Below are 23,125 nucleotides of genomic sequence, written 5' to 3' on the forward strand. Positions count from 1 at the left end.
GGCGCTCCTCCGGCGCGCCGTCCGGCACCCCCGACCGACGACGCTCCGGGCCCCCGCTTCCACCTACCCGAAGAGCTCACCCGTGAACCCCAGCACCCCCGCCCGCCCTGGTCCTCCCGCTCCACCCGAGATCCGCCCGCTCCTGACGCGCCAGCAACGCGTCGCCAGCCCCCGTGCCGTCACCAGCCGCGCCAAGCAGCAGTCGCCCTCGCTCATCATGATCGTGCTCCTCTCCGGCGCCGGCGCTCTGCTCTACGGCGCCTTCCTGCTCAACCCGCGCAACATCGGCGACCCCCTCCCGTTCGCCATCGTCATCATCTGCGAGCTGTACCTGATCGGCCAGGCCGCGCTCACGATGTGGACCGCCCTGTCGAGCACCTACGACCCGCGCGACTCCGCCTTCCACTCCGCTCGAGCGACGCTCTACGGGAGCCCGGTCGACGGCATCCCGATCGGCGAGGACCTCTACCTCGGCCGCCGCCGCATCACCGTCGACGTCTTCATCACGACCTACAGGGAGGACCCCGCGATCATCGAGGAGACGGCCCGTGCGGCCCGCGACATGCGCGGCACCCACGTGACGTGGCTCCTCGACGACGGGGACGACCCGCAGGTCGCCGCGATCGCCGGGCGCCTGGGCGTCCGCTACGTGGTGCGCGAGGACCGCGCGGGTGCCAAGGCCGGCAACGTGAACCACGCGCTCCGTCTGACCGACTCGGACTTCGCCGTGATGATCGACGCCGACTTCGTGACCGTGCCGGAGTTCCTGGAGGAGACTCTCCCCTTCTTCGCCCACGACGACGTCGCCTTCGTGCAGGCCCCGCAGGTCTACGGGAACGCGCACAACTTCATCTCGCGCGGCTCCGCCTACATGCAGATCGTCTTCTACGCCCTCACCCAGCCGGGCAAGAACAAGTACAACTCCGCCTTCTGCGTGGGCACCAACGCCGTCTTCCGCCGCAAGGCCCTCGACGACATCGGCGGGATGTACGAGGGCTCGCAGTCCGAGGACATCTGGACGTCGATCTTCGTGCACGAGCGCGGCTGGCGCTCGATCTTCGTGCCGATGACCCTCGCGGTCGGGCGCACGCCCGAGACGATCGAGGCCTTCGTCCGCCAGCAGGTCCGCTGGGCCGTCGGCGGGTTCGAGATCCTGCTCAAGCACAACCCGTTCTCGCCGAAGCGCCGGCTCACGACCGACCAGCGCGTGCAGTACTTCATGACCGTCACGTTCTACTTCACCGGGATCGTGCCGCTGGGCCTGATCGTGCTGCCCCCGCTGCAGATCTACCTGAACATCACGCCGGTCAGCCTGGAGGTGCCGCTCGTCGAGTGGATCCTCTTCTACTGCGGGTTCTACGTGCTGCAGATCGGGCTCGCGCTGTTCATCATCGGCTCGTTCCGGTGGGAGACGCTGCTGCTGTCGACCGTCACCTTCCCGATGTACACGAAGGCGTTCTTCCTCGCTCTCGCGGGCCGGAAGCCGGCCTGGACCTCGACGGGCGCGACCGGGCAGGCCGCCTCGCCCTTCAACTTCATCAAGGTGCAGATGGTCTTCCTGGTGTTCCTGGCCGCGACCTCCGTCGTCGGCTTCCTCAAGGCGGAGTGGACCGCGGAGTACTCGGTGGCGCTCGCCTGGAACGTCCTGAACACCCTCACGCTCGGAGCGTTCGCGGTGATCGCGGCGCGCGAGCACGTCCTCCTGAAGCGCGCCGCCCGGGCCGAGGTGGTCGCTCCGAGCGGCCCCGCCGCCGCGGGACGCCACGGACTCGCCGTCGGTGCGGCATGACCGCGCTGCGCTGGCTCGGCTTCCTCGCCTCGTGCGCCCTCGCGCTCGGCGTCGCCGCCGCCGGCCTGGTCTACGCGAACAACTCCTCGCTCACCGTGCGGGCGGCGAGCGCTCAGCTCGTCACCGACGAGTACTCGCTGGGGACGCCCTACGCGGGCACGATCCAGGACCTCACGATCTCCCGCGGCGACGCGGTGGAGAAGGGCGACGTGCTCTTCAGCCTGCAGAGCACCGTCCTCGAGTCCGACATGCAGACGAAGACGTTCACCAGCGCCGATGTCGGCTACCGGATCGAGGAGGGCGGCCTGATGGTCTTCACGGCGGCGCTGGACGGCGTGGTCACATCGGTCGACGCCGAGATCGGCTCCTTCGTCGAGGAGGACCAGATGATCGCGGTCGTCGCGATCTCGGACTCGATCCACCTCGAGAGCGAGTTCGTGCTCGGCGCCCGGGACTACTCGCGGGTCCCGATCGGCGGCACCGTCGCCGTGGCGATGCCGGACGGGACGACCGTCGACGCCGAGATCTACGACGTCGAGGTGGAGCGGTTCCACGAGGGGCGGGCGACGACCGTCATCCGCGCGCGCACCGACGAGATCACGACGCAGGACTACACCGTGGTCGGAGCTCCCGTCGCGGCGGAGGTGCGGCTCCGCGACGACGGCGACGGCTTCGGCGGCTGGCTGGTCGCCCAGCTCGGCAGGCTCTTCACGCCGGGCGGATTCGCGCGGTGAGGCGCGGGGCGGGGGCGGCCCTCGCTCTCGCCCTCGCGATCGCAGGCCTCACCGGATGCACGTCCGACGGCTCCGCGTCCGACTGGGCCGTGGCAGCGTCCGTGCACGCGCGGGAGCTGCCGCAGGTCCCCGGCCCCTACGCGGGGACGGCGCGGCTTGCCGAAGGGGTGCGGCCGCCGACGAACTCGTGGGTGTCCGGACCGGTGTTCGGGGAGGATCTCCCGCTCTACTCAGGGATCCTCACCGTCACGCCGCGCGCCGACGGCTTCACCGTGGGCCTCCCGATCGTGGAGGCGGCTCCGCGGACCGTCTACGCCCTCGCCCGGGACGATCTCACCGTGACGGTCCCCTCGAGCGCGGTGGCGCTCTCCGCGTTCGACGACCTCGTCGCGCACTGGAGCCTTGCGGGTGCCGGTGAGCTCGTCGCAGCCGAGGGCTGGCCCTACGCCTCCTACCGGACCGAGAGCGCCCAGACGGTGCTGATCGGAGGCGCCACCGCTCCCGAGCGCGCGGCCGGCGGCCTGCTCCTGGTCACCGCGGGCGGACAGCGGTACGGGCTGGTGGCGCCCGCCGCCGCCCTCGATACGTTCCCCCGGATGACGCTGGACGGCACGCTGCTCCTCTTCGCGGTGCCTCCGGGAGCGAGCAGGGCGCGGATCGACGAGCTTCGGCGTCGTGCAGTGCCCCTCGAGGGCGCGAGCGTCTCCCACGACGTCACGGCGAGCACCACCACCACGACCTACGCGCTGCGGACCGAGGGCGGCGCCGAGACGTTCTTCGGCCTCGGGGCCGAGGGGGCGATCGGCTACGACACGCTCTACGGCCGGGTGGGGCTCCGTGCGGGAACGTCGTTCTCCCGCGCCGCCCCCACTATCGTCGAGTCGGGGGCGCTCGATCTCGGCTCCCTCACGGCCGAGGAGAAGACGACGCTCCGGACGCAGGTGCCACTCGACGCCGCGGCCACCCGCTTCGCCGCGCCCGACACCTACGGAGCCGGCAAGGAGCTCTACCGCGCCGCTGCTCTGCACCGTCTCGCCGTCGACCTCGGCCTGGAGGAGGTGGCGGCCGACCTGCACGACCGGATCGCCGCCGAGCTCGACCAGTGGCTCGACCCGCGCGGCTGCGCACCGGGCGCCGTGAAGTGCGTCGTCTACGACCCCGTGCTCGGAGGCGTCGTCGGCTCCGCGCCGTCGTTCGGGTCCGACGCGTTCAACGACCACCACTTCCACTACGGCTACCTGCTCTCCGCCGTCGGGATGCTGGCCGCCGAGGACCCGTCCCTCCTCGAGCGGTACCGGACCGTCGCGGACCTGCTCGCCCTGGATCTCGCCTCTCCCGTCGACACCGCCGAGTTCCCGCGGCTGCGCGTGTTCGACGCGTACCGCGGCCACTCCTGGGCCTCGGGGCTCGCGCCGGCCCGGGACGGCAACGACCAGGAGTCGGTGTCCGAGGCGGTCAACGCCTGGAACGGCCTCGCCCTCTGGGCCGCCGCCTCCGGGAACGCGCCGCTGCTCGAGGAGGCGCGCTGGCTGCTCTCCCTCGAGACGCAGGCGGCCGCAGACCTCTGGCTGAGCCCGGAGACGCCGGTCGGCTTCGAAGCGCCGTTCGTCGCGATCAACTGGGGCGGCAAGCGCGACTATGCCACCTTCTTCGACGCGACACCCTCGGCGCTGCTGGGGATCGAGCTGATCCCGATGCCGCCGTCGACCGCGTTCCTCCCCGACCCCTCGCGGGTCGACGAGCTCGTGGCCGGAGCCCCAGGCGCGCCGCTCGCCGACTACGTGCTGATGCTGCAGGCGACCAGCGACCCGGCCGCGGCTCTCGCGCGGGCGGAGCGCCTGCCGGACTCCTCGATCGACAGCGCCGACTCGCGCAGCTACCTGGTGGCGTGGATCCTCACCCGCTGATCCCGCACAGCCCGCTCAGCCCGCGTGCGCTCCGAGGAACGCGAGCGCCCGCGGCCAGGCGTCGGTCGCCGCCTCGGCCTGGTAGGTCTGCTCGTTCGCGTCGTTGAAGAAGGCGTGGCCCGCTCCCGGGTAGACGACGACCTCGACGTCCTTGCCCTCGGTCGCCTCGCGGATGCGCGGCACCTGCTCGACGAGGGGAGCGTCCTGATCGCCCAGGAACGCCAGCACCGGCACCTGCAGCGCGCCGAGCTCCTCGGCGGACGCGGTGACGTGCCCGTAGAACGGCAGGGCCGCCGCCAGCCGCGGCTCGGCCAGCGCGAGCGCCCACGAGAAGGTGCCGCCGTAGCAGAACCCGGTGACGGAGACGCTGGTCGCGCCCTCCTGGCGCAGGAGCCGCTCGACGAGGGCGCGGAGGATCGCGACGGTGCGCGTCGCGTGCTCCGGAGTGAAGACGGGGGCGAAGAAGGTGCGCAGCTCGACCTGGCGCGGCAGGCGCCGCACCGGGTGGTCGTAGTCGGCGCGCTGCTCCTCGTCGAGCTGCTCGAGCAGGCCGCTGTCGGCCAGGAGCTCGGGGGCGACGACGCTGTAGCCCTCGGCCGCGTAGCGGTCGGCGACCGAGCGGATGTGCCCGTCGACCCCCCAGACCTCGTGGATCAGGATCAGCGCGCGGCCGCCCTCACCGCTGCGGTACACCGGTACGTCGTGCTCGGCCAGGGTCCAGGTCTCATCGCTCGTGGGCATGCTCGCACCCTAGCCCCGGACCCCGGGAGCACGCGTCGTCAGAAGTCGTACTCGCAGTTGCGGAGGTTCGCCACGTCCTCGGTGAGCGTCGGCTCCCCGCCGAGCAGGAACGCGTAGTTCTTCGAGTTGGAGGCCAGGAAGCGCAGCGTCGAGTCGTGCACGCAGTCGCGCTCGGTCAGCAGCACGGACGAGCCCAGGGCCGCCGCCGTCGTCGCTCCCGAGAGGGCGTCGGCGAAGGAGGACCCCGCGGCGAGGAAGACGCTGTCCTGCAGCAGCGACTGGGGGTAGGCGCTGTTCAGCTCGACGCTGGTCTCGTAGCGGTCGCGGCCGGCGATCCTCGAGACCGAGGGGGCGAGGCCGCGACGCTCGAAGTCCGCCACGTACGCGTCCCGGATCGAGGGGTCGCTGCCGAGGAACTCCACGTGCTCCGGCGCCAGATCGCGCACCGCGGTCGCGGTCGCGGAGTCGGCGCCCGAGGTCGCACCGTCGACCAGCAGCACGGGCTGCGCACGCCAGCCGGCGATCGGCGCGGCCGACAGGGCGTCGGGGAAGTTCGTGCCGGTCGCGACGAACATGTTCGAGTAGGGGCCGCTGCCGAAGGCGTCTGCGACGATCCGGCGGGAGGTGTCGTAGCGGTCCGTCCCGCCGATGCGCTCGGTGCCGCCGACGATCGAGCGGATCTCGGACAGGACCCCGGGGCTCACGCTCAGCTCGCTGCCGACGACCACGACCCGCTCCGGGCGGAGGCGGCGGATCTCGTCGGAGACGACCCGAGGCAGGCGGTCGGGATCGGTGAGCAGGAGCGCGCCTCCGAGGGCGGCGGCGGCCGGGCCGGCGCTCAGCGCATCCGGCCAGTTCGCCCCGCTGGCCACGTAGAGCACCGGGATGCCCGGGGAGAAGTAGCCCGTCGCCTCCACCGAGGTCGCGTAGCGGTCCGATCCGGCGAGGCGGCCGGTGTACTGCTGGTAGTCGCTGCTCAGCGAGAGGTCGATCCCGGCGGCCGATCCGCCCACCGGGACGCGCACGTCGCCCGCGTCGCCCGAGCGGAGGACGTGGTCCCAGTAGCTGTCGTCGATCACGTCGTCGCGGCTCGACGCCCGGACGAGGTAGTCGCCGGGGACGACCTGCTGGAACGAGTACGGGTTGTCGCCGCCCGTGATCAGGTCGAGCTCGCCGGTGCGGAAGTAGCCGTCGGTTCCCGGGTCGCGGTACCAGATGTCGACGCGCTGGTCGCCCGCGACGCCGCTCAGGCGTCCCTCGAGCGACCCCAGCCGTGCGGTGCGCAGCTGCACGCCGGCCGCCGGGGCCTGAAGCGGCTCGGCGCTGCGGGCGACGGCGCTGCCGCCGGACCAGAGGTCGGCGTACAGGTCGGCGTTGTCCTTGATCAGCAGGTAGTAGGTCTGCCCGGCGGTGAGCCCGTCGATGCTGAAGGTGAGGTCGCCGGCGACGGAGTGGTTCCCGAGGAGCCCCGCCTCGCTCGACCAGACCTCGACGTTCAGGAGGGCGCCGCGGGGAGTGGTGGTCGCGATCGAGCCGTCGGCCTCCTCGACCACGACACGGCCGCTGATCGACGCCGCAGCGCTCGCACGGGCGGCGCTCGGCGCCTCGTCCGGCACGGCGGGCAGGGGGGACTCGGCGCTGGGCTGCCAGAGAGGCTGCCCCTCGGGGAGCACGATCGAGCGGGGCGCGTCGGAGGCGGCGCCGAATGCGGCGACGGGGGCGGCCGACGGCGCGGCCGCCGATGCGGCGGAGGCGAGCGGGCTGGAGGTGATCGCCAGGGCGGCGACGAGGACCGCGGAGGCGGCGGACCTCAGAACGAGCGGGGACACGGCGGAGTGCCTGCTTCCAGGAGGAGGTCGCCCTGCGGCCGACCCGGCGGAGGGGATCGCGCTCATGCTAGCGGCGGCCCGCGCCCCGTCGTCCTCCCCGATCAGGGGTCAGGAGACAGGCGGCGCGACGAGGATGTCGTCCCACTCCAGAGCACGCTCGAACAGGAAGCCGTGCCGCTCGTAGAGGCGGCGGGCGTCGCTGCGCTTCAGCACGTCGAGCCGGAAGGGCAGACCCGGCCGCGCCTCCTCCGCCATCACCCGACGCAGGACGGCGCCGCCGACTCCGCGTCCCTGTGCGTGCGGCGCCAGGTAGAAGTGCTCGATCCAGACCGCGTCCGGCTCGACCCGCGCGGCGATGCTCCCGGCGAAGGCGCCGTCGAGCTCGATCACCCGGGTGAGCTCGGGCCGGTAGCCGTCGAGGAAGCGGTGCCGCACGCGGTGCTCGTCGTAGCGGTCGAGCGTCTCGAGCGACGGGCGCATGACGACCGCGCGCAGCTCGGCGATCGCTGCGGCGTCCTCCGCGGTGGCGGGGCGGAGCGACCAGCCGGCGTCGTCGGCCACGGTCAGCGGCCGCGGGGCTTGCGGGTGCGCCGCACCGCCGGCGCGGACGCCTTGGCGCGGGCCGGCTTCTTCTTGCCGCCGCCGGCCCTCTCCGCCTTCTCGCGCGCCTCCCGCGCCTTCGCCTTGGCGGCCTTCGCCCGCGACTCGACCTTCGGCGTCGCGGCGGTTCCGCGCGTGGTGTTCGCGCTGCGGCCGCGGACGACTCCGATGAAGTCCTCGACGTCGTCGCCCTTGTCGTCCGTCACCCAGGCGAGGCGGACGGAGGAGGGAGCGACGCCGGTCACCGGCACCGCGGTGACGTCCTTGCGGCTGTGCACGCGCGCCACCGACTGCGGCACGATCAGCACGCCCACTCCGGCCGCGACCTGCTCGACCGCGTCGTCGAGGCCGGCCATGCGCGGCAGCGGGCGCCGCGAGCCGTCCGCGAGCTCCTCGGCGACCGCGGCCCACTCCGGCACGTCCTCCGGATCCTGGAGGAGATGCTCGCCGGCGAGCTCGGCGACGTCGAGCTCCTCCGCGGCGGCCAGGACGTGCTCGCGGCCGACGACGGCGACGGGCTGCTCGTCGTAGAGGTGGATGGAGCTGAGGGCGGAGGAGGAGACGTCGCCGCGGACGAACGACAGCTGCGCGCGGCCGTCGAGCAGCGCCTGCTCCTGATCGCGCTCGGCGACGACGGTGATGCGCAGCGGGAGATCGGAGCGGCGCTGGCCCCAGACGCGGGTCCACTTGGTGGGGGTGACGCCGGGCACGAGGGCGACGGCGAGCACGGGGCCGGCGGGGACGGCTTCCTCGGCGTCGGAGTCGGCCTCGTCGGAGTCGGCGGCGTCGACATCGCTGTCCCCGGCGTCGCTGTCCTCGGAGTCGAGGTCGTCGGAGTCGCCGTCCTCGGAGTCGCCGTCGGTGTCGTCCGACTCGGTTCCGGCTCCGGCGCCGACCGCGCCCGATCCGGCCGACGCGTCGACAGCCGCCGCGTCCGCCCCGCCCTCCGGACGCCCCTCCGCCTCGGGAGCGGCCTGCGGGTCGACGGTCTCGGGCTGCTCGCTCATCCCCTCAGGGTAGGTGGTCCGCGCCGCGCCGGTAGGGTTGCCGCATGGCCAAGGCGACACAGACGATGAAGGCTGCGACCGCGGCGAAGAAGCTGCAGGTCTACCTGCCCGCGACCCCGGAGGAGTTCCAGGAGTCGGCGATCACGCGCGAGCAGTACGACGAGCTCGCCGCGAACCCGCCCGCCTGGCTCGTGCAGCTCCGTGAGGAGGGGCCGCACCCGCGCTCCGTCATCGCCTCCCGGCTGAACGTCTCCATCTCGGGGCTCGCCCGCGGCGGCGTCACCGAGGCGCTGACCACTCCCGAGATCCAGGCCCTGCTCGACGAGGTCCCCGAGTGGCTGCGCGTCGAGCAGAACCGCTACGCGGAGGTCCGCCGCGAGCAGGCCCGCATCAAGTCCGAGCGCGCCGCCAAGGCCGCCGACTGACCGCTCTCCCGCCTGCGGGACCCCGATCCGGCGCGGGCGACGTGGCCTGCGGACCGGAGCGGGATCCCGCCGAGGGGAGCCGCGCGGCTACTGGTTCGAGAACGCGGCGTCGAACGACGCGGTCGGGGTCCTCCAGAGCAGCGAGCGGATGAAGCCGACGGCCTCCTTCGCGCCGTGGAGGCGGTCCATCCCGGCGTCCTCCCACTCGATGGAGATCGGGCCGGAGTAGCCGATCGACTCCAGCGCCCGGAACGCGTCCTCCCACGGGACGTCGCCGTGCCCCGTCGAGACGAAGTCCCAGCCGCGGCGCGGGTCGCCCCAGGGCAGGTGCGAGCCGAGCACGCCGGCGCGGCCGTTCTTCGGACGCAGGCGGGTGTCCTTGCAGTCGACGTGGTAGATCCGGTCCTTGAAGTCGACGATGAAGCCGACCGGGTCGATGTCCTGCCACATCATGTGCGACGGATCCCAGTTGAAGCCGAAGGCCGGGCGGTGCCCGATCGCCTCGAGGGTGCGCACGCTCGACCAGTAGTCGTAGGCGATCTCGGACGGGTGCACCTCGTGCGCGTAAACCACGCCGTTCGCGTCGAACTCGTCGAGGATCGGGTTCCAGCGGGTCGCGAAGTCCTCGTACCCCTCGTCGATGACGGAGGCCGGGACCGGCGGGAACTGCGCCACGTAGGGCCAGATCTTCGAGCCGGTGAAGCCGACGACCACGTCCACGCCGAGCTTGCGGGCGACCCGCGCCGAGCGCTTCATGTCCTCGGCGGCGCGCTGCCGCACCCCCTCCGCGTCGCCGTCGCCCCAGGTGTAGTCGCGCACGAGTGCCTTGTGGCGGAAGTCGATCGGGTCGTCGCAGACGGCCTGGCCGGTGAGGTGGTTCGAGATGGCGAAGACCTCGAGGCCGTAGCGGTCGAGGATCTCCAGGCGCGAAGCGGCGTAGGCGTCGTCCTCGTCCGCGCGCTTGAGGTCGAGGTGGTCGCCCGAGGCCGCGATCTCGAGGCCGTCGTAGCCCCACTCGGCGGCGAGTCGGGCGACCTCCTCGAAGGGCAGATCGGCCCACTGCCCGGTGAACAGCGTCACGGGGTGGGTGGCGGGGTAGGTCTTCTCGTCGCTCATGCGGCGATCTCCGTCCGGTCGTCGGCGGCGGGCACGGTCACCCAGACGCCTGTCTCGGCCGCGTCGAGCACGGCCTCGGTGATGCGCGCCGCGCGGAGGCCGTCGGCGAAGGTCGGCAGACCCTCCACGTCGGCGCCCGCCACGGCGGCGTAGGTGTCGCGGGCGAACGCCGTGAAGGCGTCCTGGTAGCCCATCGGATGACCGCTCGGCACGATCGAGAGCCGGGCCGCATCGGGCGCGAGGATCGAGGCGTCGCGCGGCACCAGCAGGGCGCTGTCGCGCCGGCCGACCCACAGCGTCTCGGGGAGCTCCTGCTCGAAGCGCAGCGACTCCTCCAGCCCGGAGACCTCGAGCACCAGCTCGTTGCGGTGGCCCGCGGTGACCTGCGAGACGAGGAGCGTGCCGACGGCGCCGCCCTCGAGCCGGACGATCAGGCCGGCCACGTCCTCGGTGCTCACGGGGCGGCCGCCGCGCTCGGCGTGGACGGTGCTCGTGATCGCGGCGAGCGAGTCGATCCGGTCGCCGGTGACGAACTCCAGCAGGTCGACCAGATGCGAGCCGATGTCGCCGAAGGCGCGCGAGCGGCCGCCGGCGGCCGGGTCGACGCGCCAGTTGTCGTCGGAGGCGCCCAGCAGCCAGTCCTGGAGGTAGCTCCCGCGGACCGTGACCAGACGGCCGGTCTCGCCGGAGGCGACGCGGGCACGGGCCTCGCGCACCATCGGGTGGAAGCGGTAGGCGAACGGGACGGTCGCCACCACGCCGGCGGAGGACGCGGCCGCAGCGAGCGACTCCGCCTCCCGAAGCGTCGCGGCGAGCGGCTTCTCGCAGACCACGTGCTTGCCCGCCTCGATCGCCGCGAGCGCGAGTGCGGCGTGCGTGGCGTTCGGGGTGCAGACGTGCACGAGGTCGATGCTCTCGTCCTCGATCAGGGCCCGGGCGTCCGGGTAGGCGCGCTCGACGCCGAGCTCGGCCGCCGCCCGCTCGCCCTTCTCCGGGGTGGAGGAGGCGACTCCGGCGAGCACCGCTCCGGCGCTGCGGGCCGCGCGGCTGTGCACGGCCGCCATGAAGCCGCCGCCGAGCACGCCGACGCGCAGGGGCGCGGGCATCAGGAGAGGGTCGCTTCGGTCGGGTCCCAGCTCTCGGGCAGTGCGGGGCGGGGCGTCACGGAGCTGGTGACGAGGACCTTCTCGCCGGTCTCGGCGGCCTCGAGGAGCGAGAGCATCACGTCGGTGACGTGATACGCGAGGTCTCCGGAGGCGGCCTCGGGGCGGTCGGCCCGGATCGCGCGGGCGAGCTCGAGCACGCCGGTGCCGCGGGAGGCGGTCGAGCCGGTCGCCGCGATGACCTCAGGCTCGGCGGACCCGCGGCGGTGCAGGGTGATCTCTCCGTCGTGCTGGTTCGGGTCGGGGAGGACGAGGGTGCCCTCGGAGCCGTTGATCTCGACGAAGCCGGTGCGCGGCAGGCTCGACTCGAAGCTCCACACGCCCTGGGCCGAGGCCCCGGACTCGAAGCGGAGCAGCCCGCCGATGTGCGTCGGGATGGTCACCGGGAACTCGGTGCCCTCCTTCGGGCCGGAGCCCACCACGCGGGTGGCGCGGGCCTGGGACGAGATGGCGGTGACGCTCTCGACGGGGCCGAGGTTCTGCACGAGCGTGGTGATGTAGTAAGGGCCCATGTCCAGCAGCGGTCCGCCGCCCTCGGCGAAGAAGAACTCCGGGTTCGGGTGCCACGACTCGGGGCCGGGGCCCTGGAAGAGGGTGAGGGCCGAGAGCGGCGTGCCGATGGCTCCGCTCTCGATCACGCGCTGCGCCGTCTGGAGGCCCGCGCCCAGGAAGGTGTCGGGAGCGGTCGCGACGCGCAGCCCCTTCTCCTTGGCCAGCGCGAGCAGCTCGATCCCGCTGTCGCGGTCGAGCGAGAAGGGCTTCTCGGTCCACACGTGCTTGCCCGCCTCGACCGCGCTGCGCGCGACCTCGACGTGCGCGGCCGGGATCGTGAGGTTGACGACGATCTCGACGCCCTCGTGCGCGAGGAGCTCCTCGACGGTGCCGGAGGCGGGGACGCCGAAGGCCTCGGCCTGGGTCCTCGCCCGCTCGAGGTCGATGTCGGCGACGAAGAGCACCTCGAGGTCGGGGAAGACGGTGAGGTTGGTCAGGTACTGGGTGCTGATGTTGCCGGCGCCGATGACGCCGACGCCCACGCGGCCGGTGCCGCTCATGCGCCGAGCCCCGAGACGTAGCGGTGGGCCGACTCCAGGCCCTCGAAGATGTCGCCGGCGTAGGCGTCGAACTCCAGCACGGGCAGGGCCTGCGGAGCGGCGGCGAGGATCGCCGGGACGTCCATCGCGCCCTCGCCCGCGGGCAGCTGCTCCTGGGTGTCGGCCGAGATCGGGCCGTCCTTCACGTGCAGGAAGCGCACCTGGTCGCCGAGGCGTCCGAGCACCTCGACCGGGTCGTCGCCGCCGACGGCCGCCCAGTAGGTGTCGAGCTCGAGGACCATGCGCGGGTCGAGCAGGCTCGCGAGGTGCTCGAAGGCGCTGCGGCCGTCGACGCGGTTCTCGAACTCGAAGGCGTGGTTGTGGTAGCCGAGCACCAGGCCGCGGGCGGCGGCGGAGTCGACCAGCGCGTTCAGCTCGTCGGCGATGCGGGCGACGTCGTCCGCGGTGGTCCAGCGGGTCGGGTCGACGAAGGGGTCGATCACGGTCTCGACTCCGAGCGAGGCGGCGGTGTCGAGGATCTCGTCGACGGTGGCGTCGCCCTGCGGGCCGAGGAGGCGGGCGTGGGCGCTGGGAGCGCGCAGTCCGCTGGCCGGGAGCGCCGCGCGGTAGGCGTCGGCCAGGTCGACGAACCCGAAGAGCTCGACCGTGGTGAAGCCGATCGCCGCGAGGCGGTCGAGGGTGGCGGGCAGATCGGCCGCGAGCGGCTCGCGCACCGAGTACAGCTGGACAGAGAGGTCTGGGGGTGTGGCCACCGGTGGGGCTCCTGATCGCATCGGAAGGTGTGCCTCGAACCCTACGCGGACTTTTGCTCACGGACAAGCAAAACTAGCCCTGCGCGCCCGCCAAGTCGGGCGCCCGCCGCACAGAAGCACGGGCGCTGTGGTTGACTCTGGCCATGTCCCCGCGCCGCCGCATCACCGTCAGCGCGGTCGGCGAGCTGCTGCTCCTGCTGGCCGACGGGGCTCCCCGGACTCGGGCCGACGTGGTCGCCGAGACGGGCCTGCCGCGCGCGGCCGTCTCCGCCCAGCTCGACGTCCTCACCGCCTCCGGCCTGGTCGCCCGACAGGACGACGCCCCCTCCTCCGGCGGCCGCCCCGCCGCCCGCGTGGCCTTCGACCCTCGGGCGCGCAGCCTCCTCGCCGTCGACCTGGGCGCCGCGCACGCCGTCGTCGCCCTGACCGACCTCGACGGCACGGTCCTCGCCCGCCGCCGCGAGAGCATCGCCATCGCCGACGGCCCCCTCGCCGTCCTCGGCCACGCCCTCGACGTCGCCGCGGCCCTGCTCGGCCGGACTCCGGCGGCCGGCCCGCTCGCGGGAGTCGGCGTCGGCGTCCCCGGACCCGTCGAGCACGCGACGGGCCGCCCGGTGAAGCCGCCGATCATGCCCGGCTGGGACCGCTTCGACATCCCGGAGTTCGTCGGCCGCCGCCTCCCCGTGCCCGTCCTCGTCGACAACGACGTGAACCTGCTGGCGCTCGGCGAGCACGCCGACCACTACGCCGACGTCGACGACCTCCTCTACGTGAAGGTCTCCACCGGCATCGGAGCCGGGATCGTCAGCGGCGGCGCCCTGCAGCGCGGAGCCCTCGGAGCGGCGGGCGACCTGGGCCACGTGCAGGTCCCCGGCGACCGCGGCGAGGCCGACCTCGAGGCGATCGCGAGCGGCTCGGCGATCGCCCACCGCCTGACCGAGTCCGGGATCGACGCCGCCAGCACCTCCGACGTCGTCACCCTGCTGACCGGCGGGGACCCCACCACCGTCGAGCTCACGCGCGCCGCCGGCCGCGACATCGGCGAGGTGCTCGCCACCTGCGTGAACCTCCTGAACCCGTCCGTCATCGTCGTCGGCGGCAGCATCGCCCAGGCCAGCCACGAGGTCCTCGCCGGGGTCCGCGAGGTCGTCTACCGCCGCTCCCTCCCCCTGGCGACCCGCGCGCTCGACATCGTGCAGGCCGCGGCCCAGGGCGGAGGCGTCCGCGGCGCCGCCCTGATGGTCCGGCGCCACCTCCTCTCCCCCGCGCACGTCGACGCCTTCCTCGACGCCTGAGCCGCCGGCGCGAGCCGTCGCGCCCCGGTGAGACGCCGCGGGTCGGCGTGCCGATTCGACCGGGCGCCGCAGGGGGCAGAGAATGAATCGGTGCCCGACCTGCAGCTCTCCTTCCCCTGGGAGACGCAGCCCGTCTTCACGGACGCCGAGCCCCCGCACCTCCGGAGGGTCGTCGCCGACTCCTCGGACCGCGTCGCCTGGCTCCGCGCCCGCTCGCGCGGCATCACGGCGACCGACGTCGCCCGCCTCTCCTCCCCCGCCGCGATCGGCAAGGCAGCGCTCGACAAGCTCTACGGCACCGGCTTCGGCGGCAACGCCTTCACCGACCACGGCCGCGCCCGCGAGCCCGAGATCGCCGCCTGGGTGCGGAGCGAGCACGCGATCGAGCCCAGCAGCACCCTCTTCCACGCGAGCCAGGAGCGGCGCCACCTCGCCACGCCCGACGGCATCGGCCTCCGCGAGGACGGCCGGCTCGAGCTCTGCGAGATCAAGACCACGACGAAGCCGTGGCGGAGCATCCCGCGCCACTACCTGCGGCAGGTCTTCTGGCAGCAGTACGTCCTCGGCGCCGAGCGCACGCTCGTCGTCTGGGAGCAGCACCGCGACTTCGTGCCGATCGAGGGCGAGCCGAACTCCCGCTGGGTCGACCGCGACGAGGACGAGATCCACATCCTCGTGCGGCTGGCGGGGATGCTGATGGCCGAGCTGCACGAGCGGACGCGCGCCCGGTGACGGTCCTCCTCCTGCACGGCCTGGGCGGCGACCGCTCCCAGCCGCTGGGGCTGCTGCGCTCCGCCCTCCCCGCCGGCAGCGAGGTCATCGCTCCGGACGTCCGCGCCCACGGCGCCTCTGAGCTGCTCGGCGCGCCCGACGACTTCGCCCTCGAGGCGCTGGCCGACGAGGTGACGGAGGAGGTCGTGCGCGCCGGAGCCGCGCACAAGCCGCTCACGGTGCTCGGCATCTCGATGGGCGCCGCGATCGCCCTGCGCCTCGCGGTCCGACGCGTGCTGCCGATCGACCGCGCCGTCTTCGTGCGCCCCGCCTTCACCGCCGAGCCGCTGCCCGAGAACCTCACCGTGTTCCCCGTCATCGCGCAGCTGCTGCACGACCACGGCGCGAAGCGCGGCGAGCGGATGTTCCGCGCCTCGGGCCTGTTCGCGCGCGCCGCCGAGGTGTCCCCCGCGTCGGCGGAGGCGCTGACGCTGCAGTTCCGCTCCCCGCGCGCGGCCGAGCGCGCCGTCCGGCTCGCCCAGATCCCGCGGAACGCCGCCTACCGCGATTCCGGAGAGCTGGGCGAGGTCATCGCGCGCACCCTGGTGATCGCGGCCGAGCGCGATCCCGTGCACCCGGTCGAGGTCGCGGAGGCGTGGGCTAGGGCTCTTCCGGATGCGGACTGCGAGCGGGTGCCGTCGCGGGACGAGGGCTTCGCCGCTCAGCAGGACCGGATCCGCGGGCACGTCCGCGGCTGGCTCGCTCGGCGCTGAGGTCCTCGAGCGCGAGCACCAGGCCGACGAACGCGAGCCAGAGCACTGCGATCGCCGTCGCCACGAACTCGAGCGTGCCGCCGAGCCGCAGCCACACGCGCAGGAGCGACAGGATCCCACCCGTCCCGGCGACGACCGCCACCGAGATCCCGGCGGCGAGCGAGAGCCGCGCGACCGCAGGGCGCCCCCGCACGGTCGCCAGCTGGAGCATCGCGGCGCAGGCAGCCCCGAAGCCGAGCACGGCGGCCGAGGTGTGGATGAGGTCCTGCCAGCGGAAGGCCGGCCCGACCGGCAGCGGGCAGCCCGCCGTGCAGGTCACCTGCGAGGCGAGCGCGAAGCAGGCGGCCGCCAGGAGGATCGCGCCCGCCGGGCGGAGGGCGGGGAGCAGGCGGGCGCGCACCGGCCAGGCGCCCGCGGCGATCAGCGCGCCGCCGGCCGCCACGAGCAGAAGAGCGGCCTCGAAGGCGCCCGCCGTCGGCAGGTCCGGCGCGCCCATCTCGCTGACGTAGACCCAGCGGCTGGTGCCGATGCTGATCCGGGCGGCCAGGAGGACCACGAGCCCGGCCAGGACAAGGAGGGCACCGCCGACCAGCAGGGTACGTCGGCGTCGCATCCCCTCATCGTGCCAGACCGGGCGCCCGCGGCTCCGCGCGCCAATCTTCTCCCGAGGGTGACACCCCCGTAACAGCGCCGACTCATTGCCTCGATTGACTGGTCGCGGCGTCGGATGCGGGGATCGGGGGCGACGTCCTCGGCACGCTCCACCCGCACGCCTCAGCGACAGGAAAGGCGACGATGCACACCAGCGCGCTCGGGCACGGCCTCGCGATCGGCGAGATCCCGGAGGAGGTCGTCCTCCCCGACACGATGACGGCGGCGGTGATCGACGCGCCGGGCGACGCCTCCGCCCTGCACCTGGCGACCGTGCCGACACCCTCCGCCATCAACGCCGAGTTCACCGTGAAGGTGGTCGCGGCCGGCGTGAACCCGCTCGACGCGAAGACGCGCGCGGGCCAGGGGGTCGCCTCGCAGATCGCCTCCTACCCTGCTGTCCTCGGCCACGACTTCTCGGGCGTCGTCGTCTCGAGCCCCTACCCGGCGCATCCGCTGCGGCCGGGCGACGAGGTCTACGGCTTCGTCATGGTGCCGCGCTACTCGGGCTCCTACGCGGAGTACGTCAGCGTGCCGAGCGTCTCCATCGCGCGGAAGCCGTCGACGCTCTCGCACGTCGAAGCGGCCGGCGTCCCGCTCGCGGCGCTCACCGCCTGGGGCATGGTCGTCGAGCTCGCCAAGGCGCACGAGGGTCAGCGGATCCTCATCCACGCCGGGTCGGGCGGAGTCGGCCACTTCGCGGTGCAGTTCGCCGCCTACTTCGGCGCCTCGGTGATCGCGACCGGCTCGACCCGCAACCTGCAGTGGCTGCACGAGCTCGGCGCCGCGCAGGTGATCGACCACACCGCCGAGCGCTTCGACGAGCTGCTGTCCGGCGTCGACGTAGTCATCGATCTGGTCGGCAACGTCCACGACGACACGGGCTCGCGCTCGCTGAGGGTCCTCCGCCCCGGGGGCCTGATCGTGAACGCGCCCACCGGGAGCTGGCCCGGGTTCTTCGAGGAGGCGGCCGCTGCGGGCGTGCGCGCCTCCACCTACCGCGTCGCTCCCGACGGGGCGACCCTCGGCGTGGTCTCGCGCCTTCTCGAGTCGGGCGACGTCCGCGTCTTCATCGACGGCATCTTCCCCCTCGCCCGCGCCTGCGAGGCGCACGAGCAGCTCGAGACGGGCCACACCCGCGGCAAGATCGTCCTCACCGTCTCCGAGGGCTGACCTCGGCGAGAGGCCACTCGGATACGCCGCGCGGAGCGGGTCGCGTACCCGGGTGGCGTCTCGCGGGGAGGGTCAGGCGAGAGAGCGCTCGAGGACGAAGTCGTCCTCCCAGCGGTCGCCGACGAGGAAGCGCTTGCGGCCGACGACCGCGAAGCCGTGCTTGGAGTAGAACCGTTGAGCACGCGCGTTCTGCTCGTTGACGCCGAGCCAGACGCCCGCGGCACCGTGATCCAGCGCCTCCTCGAGGGTCGCGGCCATCAGCGCGGCCGCCGCTCCGGAGCCGTGCCGGCCGGGCAGGAGGTAGAACTTGCTGAGCTCGACGGTCGGACGCAGCCGGATCGCCGCGACGACGTCGGCGTCGGCGGGCTCCCCGCGCACGAGCATCGCGTAGCCGGTCAGCGCGCCGGAGTCGTCGTCGACCAGGAGCGAGCGGAGCGGATCGGCGAGGTGGTCGCGGAAGCGCTCGACCGAGAGCACGGTGCGCACGAACTCGGCCTTCGCCTCCGCGGTGGTGTGCGGCGGGCAGGCCAGTGGGAAGGTCGCGGCGGCCAGCTCGGCCAGGGCGTCGGCGTCGGCGGGGGACGCCCGGCGGACGGTCACGGGAGGCGCGACGGAGCGGAGCGGCGGATCACCGGTCCAGTATGCCGGGACGACGAAGGAGGGGGCCCGCCGAAGCGGACCCCCTCCTCACGTCAGTGCGTGCTCGGCTCAGGCCAGGACGTTGACGTCCAGCGGGATGCCGGGGCCGAAGGTCGTCGAGACGGCGGCCTTCTGGATGTAGCGGCCCTTCGAGGAGGACGGCTTGAGGCGGAGGATCTCGTCGAGCGCGGTCTTGAAGTTCTCCTGGAGCTGCTCCTCGGTGAACGCGGCCTTGCCCACGACGAGGTGCACGTTGGCGTGCTTGTCGACGCGGAACTCGATCTTTCCGCCCTTGATCTCGGTCACGGCCTTCGCCACGTCCGGGGTCACGGTGCCGGTCTTCGGGTTGGGCATGAGGCCGCGGGGGCCGAGCACCTTTCCGAGACGGCCGACCTGGCCCATGAGCTCCGGGGTCGAGACGGCGGAGTCGAACGAGGTGTACCCGCCCGCGACCTTCTCGATGAGCTCGGCGCCGCCGACCTCATCGGCACCGGCGGCCAGCGCGGCCTCGGCGGCCGGACCGGTCGCGAACACGATGACGCGGGCGGTCTTGCCCGTGCCGTGGGGCAGGATGACCGTGCCGCGGACCATCTGGTCGGCCTTGCGGGGGTCGACACCGAGCTTGAGGGCGACCTCGACGGTGCTGTTGAACTTGGCGGAACCGGTCTCGCGGGCGAGCGCGACGGCCTCGTCGGCCGTGTAGAACTTGCCCTCTTCGAGCTTGGCCGCGGCGGCCCGGTAGGCCTTCGACTTCTGTGCCATGTTGTTTCTCCTTGAAACGAGAATGTGGTTCTAGAGCCTGGCGGGCTCTCCCACGGGGGTGATGGAGTTCTGGTGGTGCCGCGATCGCGGCCGTGACTGCTGCTCGCGGGAGGCGGGGAGGTCCTGCGGAGGCGTATCCGGACCGGGCGTGCGACCCCGCTGAGGGGCCGCCGTCGGGTTCATGAGGCTTCCGCGGTGGGTCCGCGCCGATGGGCGCGTCGCTCCCGCCGTCGAGCAGCGCGTCGCGCTACTCGACCGTGATGCCCATCGAGCGGGCGGTGCCGGCGATGATCTTCGCGGCGGCGTCGATGTCGTTGGCGTTCAGGTCGACCTGCTTCGCCTCGGCGATCTCGCGGACCTGCGCCTGGGTGAGCTTCGCGACCTTCACGGTGTGCGGGGTCGAGGAGCCCTTGGCGACGCCGGCGGCCTTCTTGATGAGCTCCGCCGCGGGCGGGGTCTTCAGCACGAAGGTGAACGAGCGGTCCTCGTAGACGGTGATCTCGACGGGGATGACGTTGCCGCGCTGCGACTCGGTCTGCGCGTTGTACGCCTTGCAGAACTCCATGATGTTGACGCCGTGCTGACCGAGCGCCGGACCGATCGGGGGCGCGGGGTTGGCCGCGCCGGCCTTGATCTGGAGCTTGATCAGGCCGGTGACCTTCTTCTTGGGGGCCATTCTGATTCCTTTTCTCAGGGTTCGAGCGGTCGGGGGCTCCCGGCCGCTCTCCCGCGCATCCGACGGTGCCGGATCGCGGTGGAGGAGGGTCGTCCGGCGCGCACAGAGGCGGGCGCCGACACGAAAACCCGTACGAGCTTACACGAGCGGGGCCACCCCCGACAGGGCGGAGGAGGTGCCGACGCCCGGGGGCGCGTGGGGCGGTGCCGGAGGGGGCGCCGCCCGGAACGGCGAACGCCCCCTCCGACGTGCGGAGGGGGCGTTCACGCGGCGCGGAGGCGACGCGTCAGAGCTTGGTGACCTGGTCGAACGACAGCTCGACCGGGGTCTCGCGCTCGAAGAGCGAGACGAGCACGGTGAGCTTGCCGCTCTCGGGCTTGATCTCGCTGATCGAACCGGGAAGACCCGCGAACGAGCCCTCCTTGATGGTGATGGTCTCGCCGATCTCGAAGTCGACCTCGGCGGGCAGCACGCGCTGGGCCTGCTTCTGCCCCTTGGCACCGGAGGTCTTCGAGGGGGCGACATCCTTGATCTCGACGAGGCTCTTCAGCATCGTGAAGGCCTCCTCGAAGCGCAGCGGGGTCGGGTTGTGGGCGTTGCCCACGAAGCCGGTGACGCCCGGGGTGTGGCGGACGACCGACCACGAGTCCTCGTTGAGGTCCATGCGCACCAGCACGTAGCCGGGGATGCGCACGCGGGTGACCATCTTGCGCTGGCCGTTCTTGATCTCGACCACGTCCTCCATCGGGACCTGGACCTCGAAGATGTAGTCCTCGGCCTCGAGCGAGACCTTGCGGTTCTCGATGTTCGACTTCACGCGCTTCTCGAAGCCGGCGTAGGAGTGGATGACGTACCACTTGCCCGGCTTGCCGCGCAGCTCGGTCCGGAAGGCCTCGTACGGGTCGATGTCGGCGAGGTCCTCACCGGCGGACTCGGCGTCCTCGGCGGCGACCTCGGCCTCGTCCTCGACGGCCTCGAGGGCCGCTTCGGCCTCCTCGACGGTGTCGATGTGCGCGGCCTCGTCGACCGCGGAGTCGGCCTCGGGGTCGTCGACGGAGCCGATGGCGTCCAGCGCTGCCTCGAGGTCGGAGGCGAGGTCGTCCTCGGACTCGTTCTCGTCGATGATGCTCAGCGCACCCTGCTCGGCGGGCTCGACGGCGTCCTCAGCCTGCGACTGGACGTCGCCCTCCTGCTCCTCCTCGACCTCCGACGACTGCTCGGCAGCCGTCGCCCAGTCGACGTCGTCGCGGTTTCTGTCAGACACTCGTCACAACTCTCTCTCGATCGATCGGTCGCGCCCCTCGGGGCGCGTCCCGCTGTCGCCGGCACCCTCCGCTCGCGCGGCCCGGATGCTCTCGGGTCAGGCGGCGGGTGTGCCGAACACGTACGTCACGGCCAGGGCGAAGACCCAGTCGAGGAAGGACACCAGCGCCATCATGATGACGACGAAGATCAGCACGACCACGACGTAGTTGCCCAGCTCCTTGCGGGTGGGCGTCACGACCTTCTTCAGCTCGGCGATGACCTGCCGGATGAAGAGGGCGATGCGCGCGAACGGGTTGCGCCGCGCGGCTCGCTGCTGATTGGCGATCGCGACGACGTCCTCGCTCGGCTCGTCGACTGCTTTCCCGGCCACCTGCACGCACCTTTCCCGCACCGGAACCTCCGGTGTGGCCGACCGCCCGTCATGGGCGGCCCTGGACCGATGACCGCAGCGTCGCGGGGACCGCGTGCGACGGGCATCGATGTGCAGGGCGGACAGGGCTCGAACCTGCAACCTGCGGTTTTGGAGACCGCTGCTCTACCAATTGAGCCACCGCCCTATGGATGCCGTTGCGAGCATCCGAGGAGGAGACCGACCCGCCGCCCCACCGCCGCGACCCTCGCGGGCGCTGCGGATGAGGGCAGAGATCGACTACCTCGGACGAGTGTACGTGGACCCGAAGGGCGTGTCCAGCCGAGCGGCGGGGGGCCTCGGAGCCCCGTGTGCGCGCAGGATACGCTGGCCGTCGTGTCCTCCACCACGCGCATCTCCGCCCGCATCGCCGCCATCGCCGAGTCCGCCACTCTGAAGGTCGACGCCAAGGCGAAGGCCCTCCAGGCCCAGGGCCGCCCGGTCGTCTCCTACGCCGCCGGCGAGCCCGACTTCCTCACTCCCGAGCACATCGTCGAGGCCGCCTCGGCCGCCGTGCTCGACCCGAGGAACTACCGCTACACCCCCGCGGCGGGCCTCCCCGACCTCCGCGCGGCCATCGCGGAGAAGACGGCGCGCGACTCCGGATGGGCCGTCGACCCCTCGCAGGTCGTGGTCACCAACGGCGGCAAGCAGGCCGTCTACCAGGCCTTCCAGACCCTCCTCGACGACGGCGACGAGGTGCTGGTGCCGACCCCGTACTGGACCACCTACCCCGAGGCGATCAAGCTCGCCGGCGGCGTGCAGGTGGACGTGTTCGCGGGCGCCGACCAGGGCTACCTGGTCACGGTCGAGCAGCTGGAGGCCGCGCGCACCGAGCGCACCAAGGTGCTCCTGTTCGTCTCCCCCTCCAACCCCACCGGCGCCGTCTACTCGGCCGAGCAGACCCGCGAGATCGGCGAGTGGGCCGAGGAGCACGGCCTCTGGATCATCGCCGACGAGATCTACCAGAACCTCGTCTACTCCACCGGCGACCAGGACGACGCGAGCCCGCTCGAGCACGCGACCTCGATCGTCGAGGCGGTGCCGGCCCTGCGCGACCGGACGATCCTCGTCAACGGCGTCGCGAAGACCTACGCGATGACCGGCTGGCGCGTCGGATGGATGGTCGGCCCGGCCGACGCGATCAAGGGCGCCTCGAACCTCCAGTCGCACCTCTCGAGCAACGTCTCGAACATCTCGCAGCGCGCCGCGATCGCCGCCCTCACCGGCCCGCAGGAGCCGGCCGAGGAGATGCGCCTGGCCTTCGACCGCCGCCGCCGCACCATCGTCGCCGAGCTGAACGCGATCGACGGGATCGAGTGCCCCACCCCCGGCGGCGCGTTCTACGTCTACCCCGATGTGAACGGGCTGCTGAACCGCGAGTGGAACGGCACCACCCCGACGACCTCCCTCGAGCTCGCCGACCTCATCCTCGAGCAGGCCGAGGTCGCCACCGTCCCCGGGGAGGCCTTCGGACCGAGCGGCTACCTCCGCCTGTCCTACGCCCTCGGCGACGACGCGCTCCTCGAGGGCGTGCGCCGCTTGCAGCGGCTCTTCGGCACCGTCTAGCCCCTCTCCTCCTGCGTCGTCGATAGGCCGCGGCCGGCTCGACGACGAGGTGCGTCGCAGAGAGCGGGATGCGCAGCGCGGACGAC

23 protein-coding genes and 1 tRNA gene are annotated in these 23,125 nt (G+C 72.7%); 9 read left to right on the forward strand and 15 right to left on the reverse strand.

Annotation, left to right across the window (positions count from 1 at the left end; all coding sequences use genetic code 11):
• Positions 1-82: 82 nt before the first annotated feature.
• The 3 genes from C5C33_RS03540 to C5C33_RS03550 are packed head-to-tail and all read left to right on the forward strand — an operon-like array spanning position 83 to position 4,430.
• Complete coding sequence (locus C5C33_RS03540; RefSeq protein ID WP_104260437.1) at positions 83-1,789, forward strand: glycosyltransferase family 2 protein; 1,707 nt, start codon at positions 83-85, stop codon at positions 1,787-1,789.
• Positions 1,786-2,523, forward strand: a complete 738-nt coding sequence (locus C5C33_RS18360) for a biotin/lipoyl-binding protein (RefSeq protein ID WP_104247768.1) — start codon at positions 1,786-1,788, stop codon at positions 2,521-2,523. Before C5C33_RS03540 ends, C5C33_RS18360 begins: the two co-directional genes overlap by 4 nt.
• Positions 2,520-4,430 (forward strand): glycosyl hydrolase, encoded by a 1,911-nt coding sequence (locus C5C33_RS03550; protein WP_104260438.1) that lies wholly within the window; start codon positions 2,520-2,522, stop codon positions 4,428-4,430. The genes C5C33_RS18360 and C5C33_RS03550 overlap by 4 nt, the downstream gene beginning before the upstream one ends.
• A 15-nt stretch (positions 4,431-4,445) precedes the next feature.
• On the opposite strand, the gene C5C33_RS03555 is transcribed toward C5C33_RS03550, so the two are convergent.
• The 4 genes from C5C33_RS03555 to C5C33_RS03570 all read right to left on the reverse strand — a co-directional run bounded on the left by C5C33_RS03555 (position 4,446) and on the right by C5C33_RS03570 (position 8,607).
• Complete coding sequence (locus C5C33_RS03555; protein ID WP_104260439.1) at positions 4,446-5,171, reverse strand: dienelactone hydrolase family protein; 726 nt, start codon at positions 5,169-5,171, stop codon at positions 4,446-4,448.
• Between the two features lie 38 nt (positions 5,172-5,209).
• Positions 5,210-7,000: a cell wall-binding repeat-containing protein gene (locus C5C33_RS03560; RefSeq protein ID WP_104260440.1), complete on the reverse strand. Its 1,791-nt coding sequence runs from the start codon at positions 6,998-7,000 to the stop codon at positions 5,210-5,212.
• 108 nt (positions 7,001-7,108) lie between these two features.
• Positions 7,109-7,561: a GNAT family N-acetyltransferase gene (locus C5C33_RS03565; RefSeq protein WP_258063585.1), complete on the reverse strand. Its 453-nt coding sequence runs from the start codon at positions 7,559-7,561 to the stop codon at positions 7,109-7,111.
• 2 nt (positions 7,562-7,563) lie between these two features.
• Positions 7,564-8,607 (reverse strand): LysR substrate-binding domain-containing protein, encoded by a 1,044-nt coding sequence (locus C5C33_RS03570; protein ID WP_104260441.1) that lies wholly within the window; start codon positions 8,605-8,607, stop codon positions 7,564-7,566.
• Positions 8,608-8,651: 44 nt separating this feature from the next.
• On the opposite strand from C5C33_RS03570, the gene C5C33_RS03575 reads away from it, so the two are divergent.
• Positions 8,652-9,032 carry a DUF5997 family protein gene (locus C5C33_RS03575; RefSeq protein WP_104223641.1) on the forward strand — a complete coding sequence of 127 codons (381 nt, stop codon included), beginning with the start codon at positions 8,652-8,654 and terminating at the stop codon, positions 9,030-9,032.
• Between the two features lie 87 nt (positions 9,033-9,119).
• Here the strand turns inward: C5C33_RS03575 and C5C33_RS03580 are convergent, their stop codons facing one another.
• The 4 genes from C5C33_RS03580 to C5C33_RS03595 are packed head-to-tail and all read right to left on the reverse strand — an operon-like array spanning position 9,120 to position 13,115.
• Positions 9,120-10,148 carry a sugar phosphate isomerase/epimerase gene (locus C5C33_RS03580; protein WP_167299019.1) on the reverse strand — a complete coding sequence of 343 codons (1,029 nt, stop codon included), beginning with the start codon at positions 10,146-10,148 and terminating at the stop codon, positions 9,120-9,122.
• On the reverse strand, positions 10,145-11,254 hold the full coding sequence (locus C5C33_RS03585) for a Gfo/Idh/MocA family protein (protein ID WP_104260442.1): 1,110 nt from the start codon (positions 11,252-11,254) through the stop codon (positions 10,145-10,147). Before C5C33_RS03585 ends, C5C33_RS03580 begins: the two co-directional genes overlap by 4 nt.
• Positions 11,254-12,363, reverse strand: a complete 1,110-nt coding sequence (locus C5C33_RS03590) for a Gfo/Idh/MocA family protein (protein WP_104260443.1) — start codon at positions 12,361-12,363, stop codon at positions 11,254-11,256. The genes C5C33_RS03585 and C5C33_RS03590 overlap by 1 nt, the downstream gene beginning before the upstream one ends.
• Entirely contained in the window at positions 12,360-13,115 is a 756-nt protein-coding gene (locus tag C5C33_RS03595) for a sugar phosphate isomerase/epimerase (protein ID WP_244230510.1), read from the reverse strand. Before C5C33_RS03595 ends, C5C33_RS03590 begins: the two co-directional genes overlap by 4 nt.
• A gap of 143 nt (positions 13,116-13,258) precedes the next feature.
• Between C5C33_RS03595 and C5C33_RS03600 the strand changes: the two genes are divergently transcribed.
• The 3 genes from C5C33_RS03600 to C5C33_RS03610 all read left to right on the forward strand — a co-directional run bounded on the left by C5C33_RS03600 (position 13,259) and on the right by C5C33_RS03610 (position 15,894).
• Positions 13,259-14,410, forward strand: a complete 1,152-nt coding sequence (locus C5C33_RS03600; RefSeq protein ID WP_104260444.1) for an ROK family transcriptional regulator — start codon at positions 13,259-13,261, stop codon at positions 14,408-14,410.
• Between the two features lie 99 nt (positions 14,411-14,509).
• A complete protein-coding gene (locus C5C33_RS03605) occupies positions 14,510-15,142 on the forward strand; it encodes a YqaJ viral recombinase family protein (RefSeq protein WP_104223661.1) in 633 nt (210 codons plus the stop codon).
• A complete protein-coding gene (locus C5C33_RS03610) occupies positions 15,139-15,894 on the forward strand; it encodes an alpha/beta fold hydrolase (protein WP_181129980.1) in 756 nt (251 codons plus the stop codon). The genes C5C33_RS03605 and C5C33_RS03610 overlap by 4 nt, the downstream gene beginning before the upstream one ends.
• Here C5C33_RS03610 and C5C33_RS03615 read toward each other — a convergent pair.
• Positions 15,782-16,507: a DUF998 domain-containing protein gene (locus C5C33_RS03615; protein WP_104223635.1), complete on the reverse strand. Its 726-nt coding sequence runs from the start codon at positions 16,505-16,507 to the stop codon at positions 15,782-15,784. The genes C5C33_RS03610 and C5C33_RS03615 overlap by 113 nt on opposite strands.
• 182 nt (positions 16,508-16,689) lie before the next feature.
• On the opposite strand from C5C33_RS03615, the gene C5C33_RS03620 reads away from it, so the two are divergent.
• Positions 16,690-17,718, forward strand: a complete 1,029-nt coding sequence (locus C5C33_RS03620; RefSeq protein ID WP_374952914.1) for an NADP-dependent oxidoreductase — start codon at positions 16,690-16,692, stop codon at positions 17,716-17,718.
• 72 nt (positions 17,719-17,790) lie between these two features.
• On the opposite strand, the gene C5C33_RS03625 is transcribed toward C5C33_RS03620, so the two are convergent.
• The 6 genes from C5C33_RS03625 to C5C33_RS03650 all read right to left on the reverse strand — a co-directional run bounded on the left by C5C33_RS03625 (position 17,791) and on the right by C5C33_RS03650 (position 21,618).
• Positions 17,791-18,318, reverse strand: a complete 528-nt coding sequence (locus C5C33_RS03625; RefSeq protein WP_104260445.1) for a GNAT family N-acetyltransferase — start codon at positions 18,316-18,318, stop codon at positions 17,791-17,793.
• 108 nt (positions 18,319-18,426) lie between these two features.
• Positions 18,427-19,119 (reverse strand): 50S ribosomal protein L1, encoded by a 693-nt coding sequence (gene rplA / locus C5C33_RS03630; protein WP_104223633.1) that lies wholly within the window; start codon positions 19,117-19,119, stop codon positions 18,427-18,429.
• A gap of 247 nt (positions 19,120-19,366) precedes the next feature.
• Positions 19,367-19,795 (reverse strand): 50S ribosomal protein L11, encoded by a 429-nt coding sequence (gene rplK, locus C5C33_RS03635; RefSeq protein ID WP_104223632.1) that lies wholly within the window; start codon positions 19,793-19,795, stop codon positions 19,367-19,369.
• Positions 19,796-20,081: 286 nt separating this feature from the next.
• Positions 20,082-21,059, reverse strand: coding sequence for a transcription termination/antitermination protein NusG (gene nusG / locus C5C33_RS03640; RefSeq protein ID WP_104223631.1), 978 nt, complete (start codon positions 21,057-21,059; stop codon positions 20,082-20,084).
• Positions 21,060-21,155: 96 nt separating this feature from the next.
• Positions 21,156-21,431: a preprotein translocase subunit SecE gene (gene secE / locus C5C33_RS03645; protein WP_068208793.1), complete on the reverse strand. Its 276-nt coding sequence runs from the start codon at positions 21,429-21,431 to the stop codon at positions 21,156-21,158.
• A gap of 114 nt (positions 21,432-21,545) precedes the next feature.
• Positions 21,546-21,618, reverse strand: a tRNA-Trp gene (locus tag C5C33_RS03650).
• A gap of 179 nt (positions 21,619-21,797) precedes the next feature.
• Here C5C33_RS03650 and C5C33_RS03655 point away from each other — a divergent pair.
• Entirely contained in the window at positions 21,798-23,039 is a 1,242-nt protein-coding gene (locus C5C33_RS03655; RefSeq protein ID WP_374953278.1) for a pyridoxal phosphate-dependent aminotransferase, read from the forward strand.
• Positions 23,040-23,125 lie beyond the last annotated feature (86 nt).

The sequence above is a fragment of the Rathayibacter sp. AY1H3 genome (genome assembly GCF_002932015.1).

Bases quoted from the DNA above. Each gene is read 5' to 3' on its own strand.
- C5C33_RS18360 (WP_104247768.1), top strand. From the start codon at position 1,786: ATGACCGCGCTGCGCTGGCTCGGCTTCCTCGCCTCGTGCGCCCTCGCG.
- C5C33_RS03555 (WP_104260439.1), bottom strand. From the start codon at position 5,171: ATGCCCACGAGCGATGAGACCTGGACCCTGGCCGAGCACGACGTACCG.
- C5C33_RS03570 (WP_104260441.1), bottom strand. From the start codon at position 8,607: ATGAGCGAGCAGCCCGAGACCGTCGACCCGCAGGCCGCTCCCGAGGCG.
- C5C33_RS03575 (WP_104223641.1), top strand. From the start codon at position 8,652: ATGGCCAAGGCGACACAGACGATGAAGGCTGCGACCGCGGCGAAGAAG.
- C5C33_RS03580 (WP_167299019.1), bottom strand. From the start codon at position 10,148: ATGAGCGACGAGAAGACCTACCCCGCCACCCACCCCGTGACGCTGTTC.
- C5C33_RS03585 (WP_104260442.1), bottom strand. From the start codon at position 11,254: ATGCCCGCGCCCCTGCGCGTCGGCGTGCTCGGCGGCGGCTTCATGGCG.
- C5C33_RS03590 (WP_104260443.1), bottom strand. From the start codon at position 12,363: ATGAGCGGCACCGGCCGCGTGGGCGTCGGCGTCATCGGCGCCGGCAAC.
- C5C33_RS03600 (WP_104260444.1), top strand. From the start codon at position 13,259: ATGTCCCCGCGCCGCCGCATCACCGTCAGCGCGGTCGGCGAGCTGCTG.
- C5C33_RS03615 (WP_104223635.1), bottom strand. From the start codon at position 16,507: ATGCGACGCCGACGTACCCTGCTGGTCGGCGGTGCCCTCCTTGTCCTG.
- C5C33_RS03620 (WP_374952914.1), top strand. From the start codon at position 16,690: ATGCACACCAGCGCGCTCGGGCACGGCCTCGCGATCGGCGAGATCCCG.
- rplA (WP_104223633.1), bottom strand. From the start codon at position 19,119: ATGGCACAGAAGTCGAAGGCCTACCGGGCCGCCGCGGCCAAGCTCGAA.
- rplK (WP_104223632.1), bottom strand. From the start codon at position 19,795: ATGGCCCCCAAGAAGAAGGTCACCGGCCTGATCAAGCTCCAGATCAAG.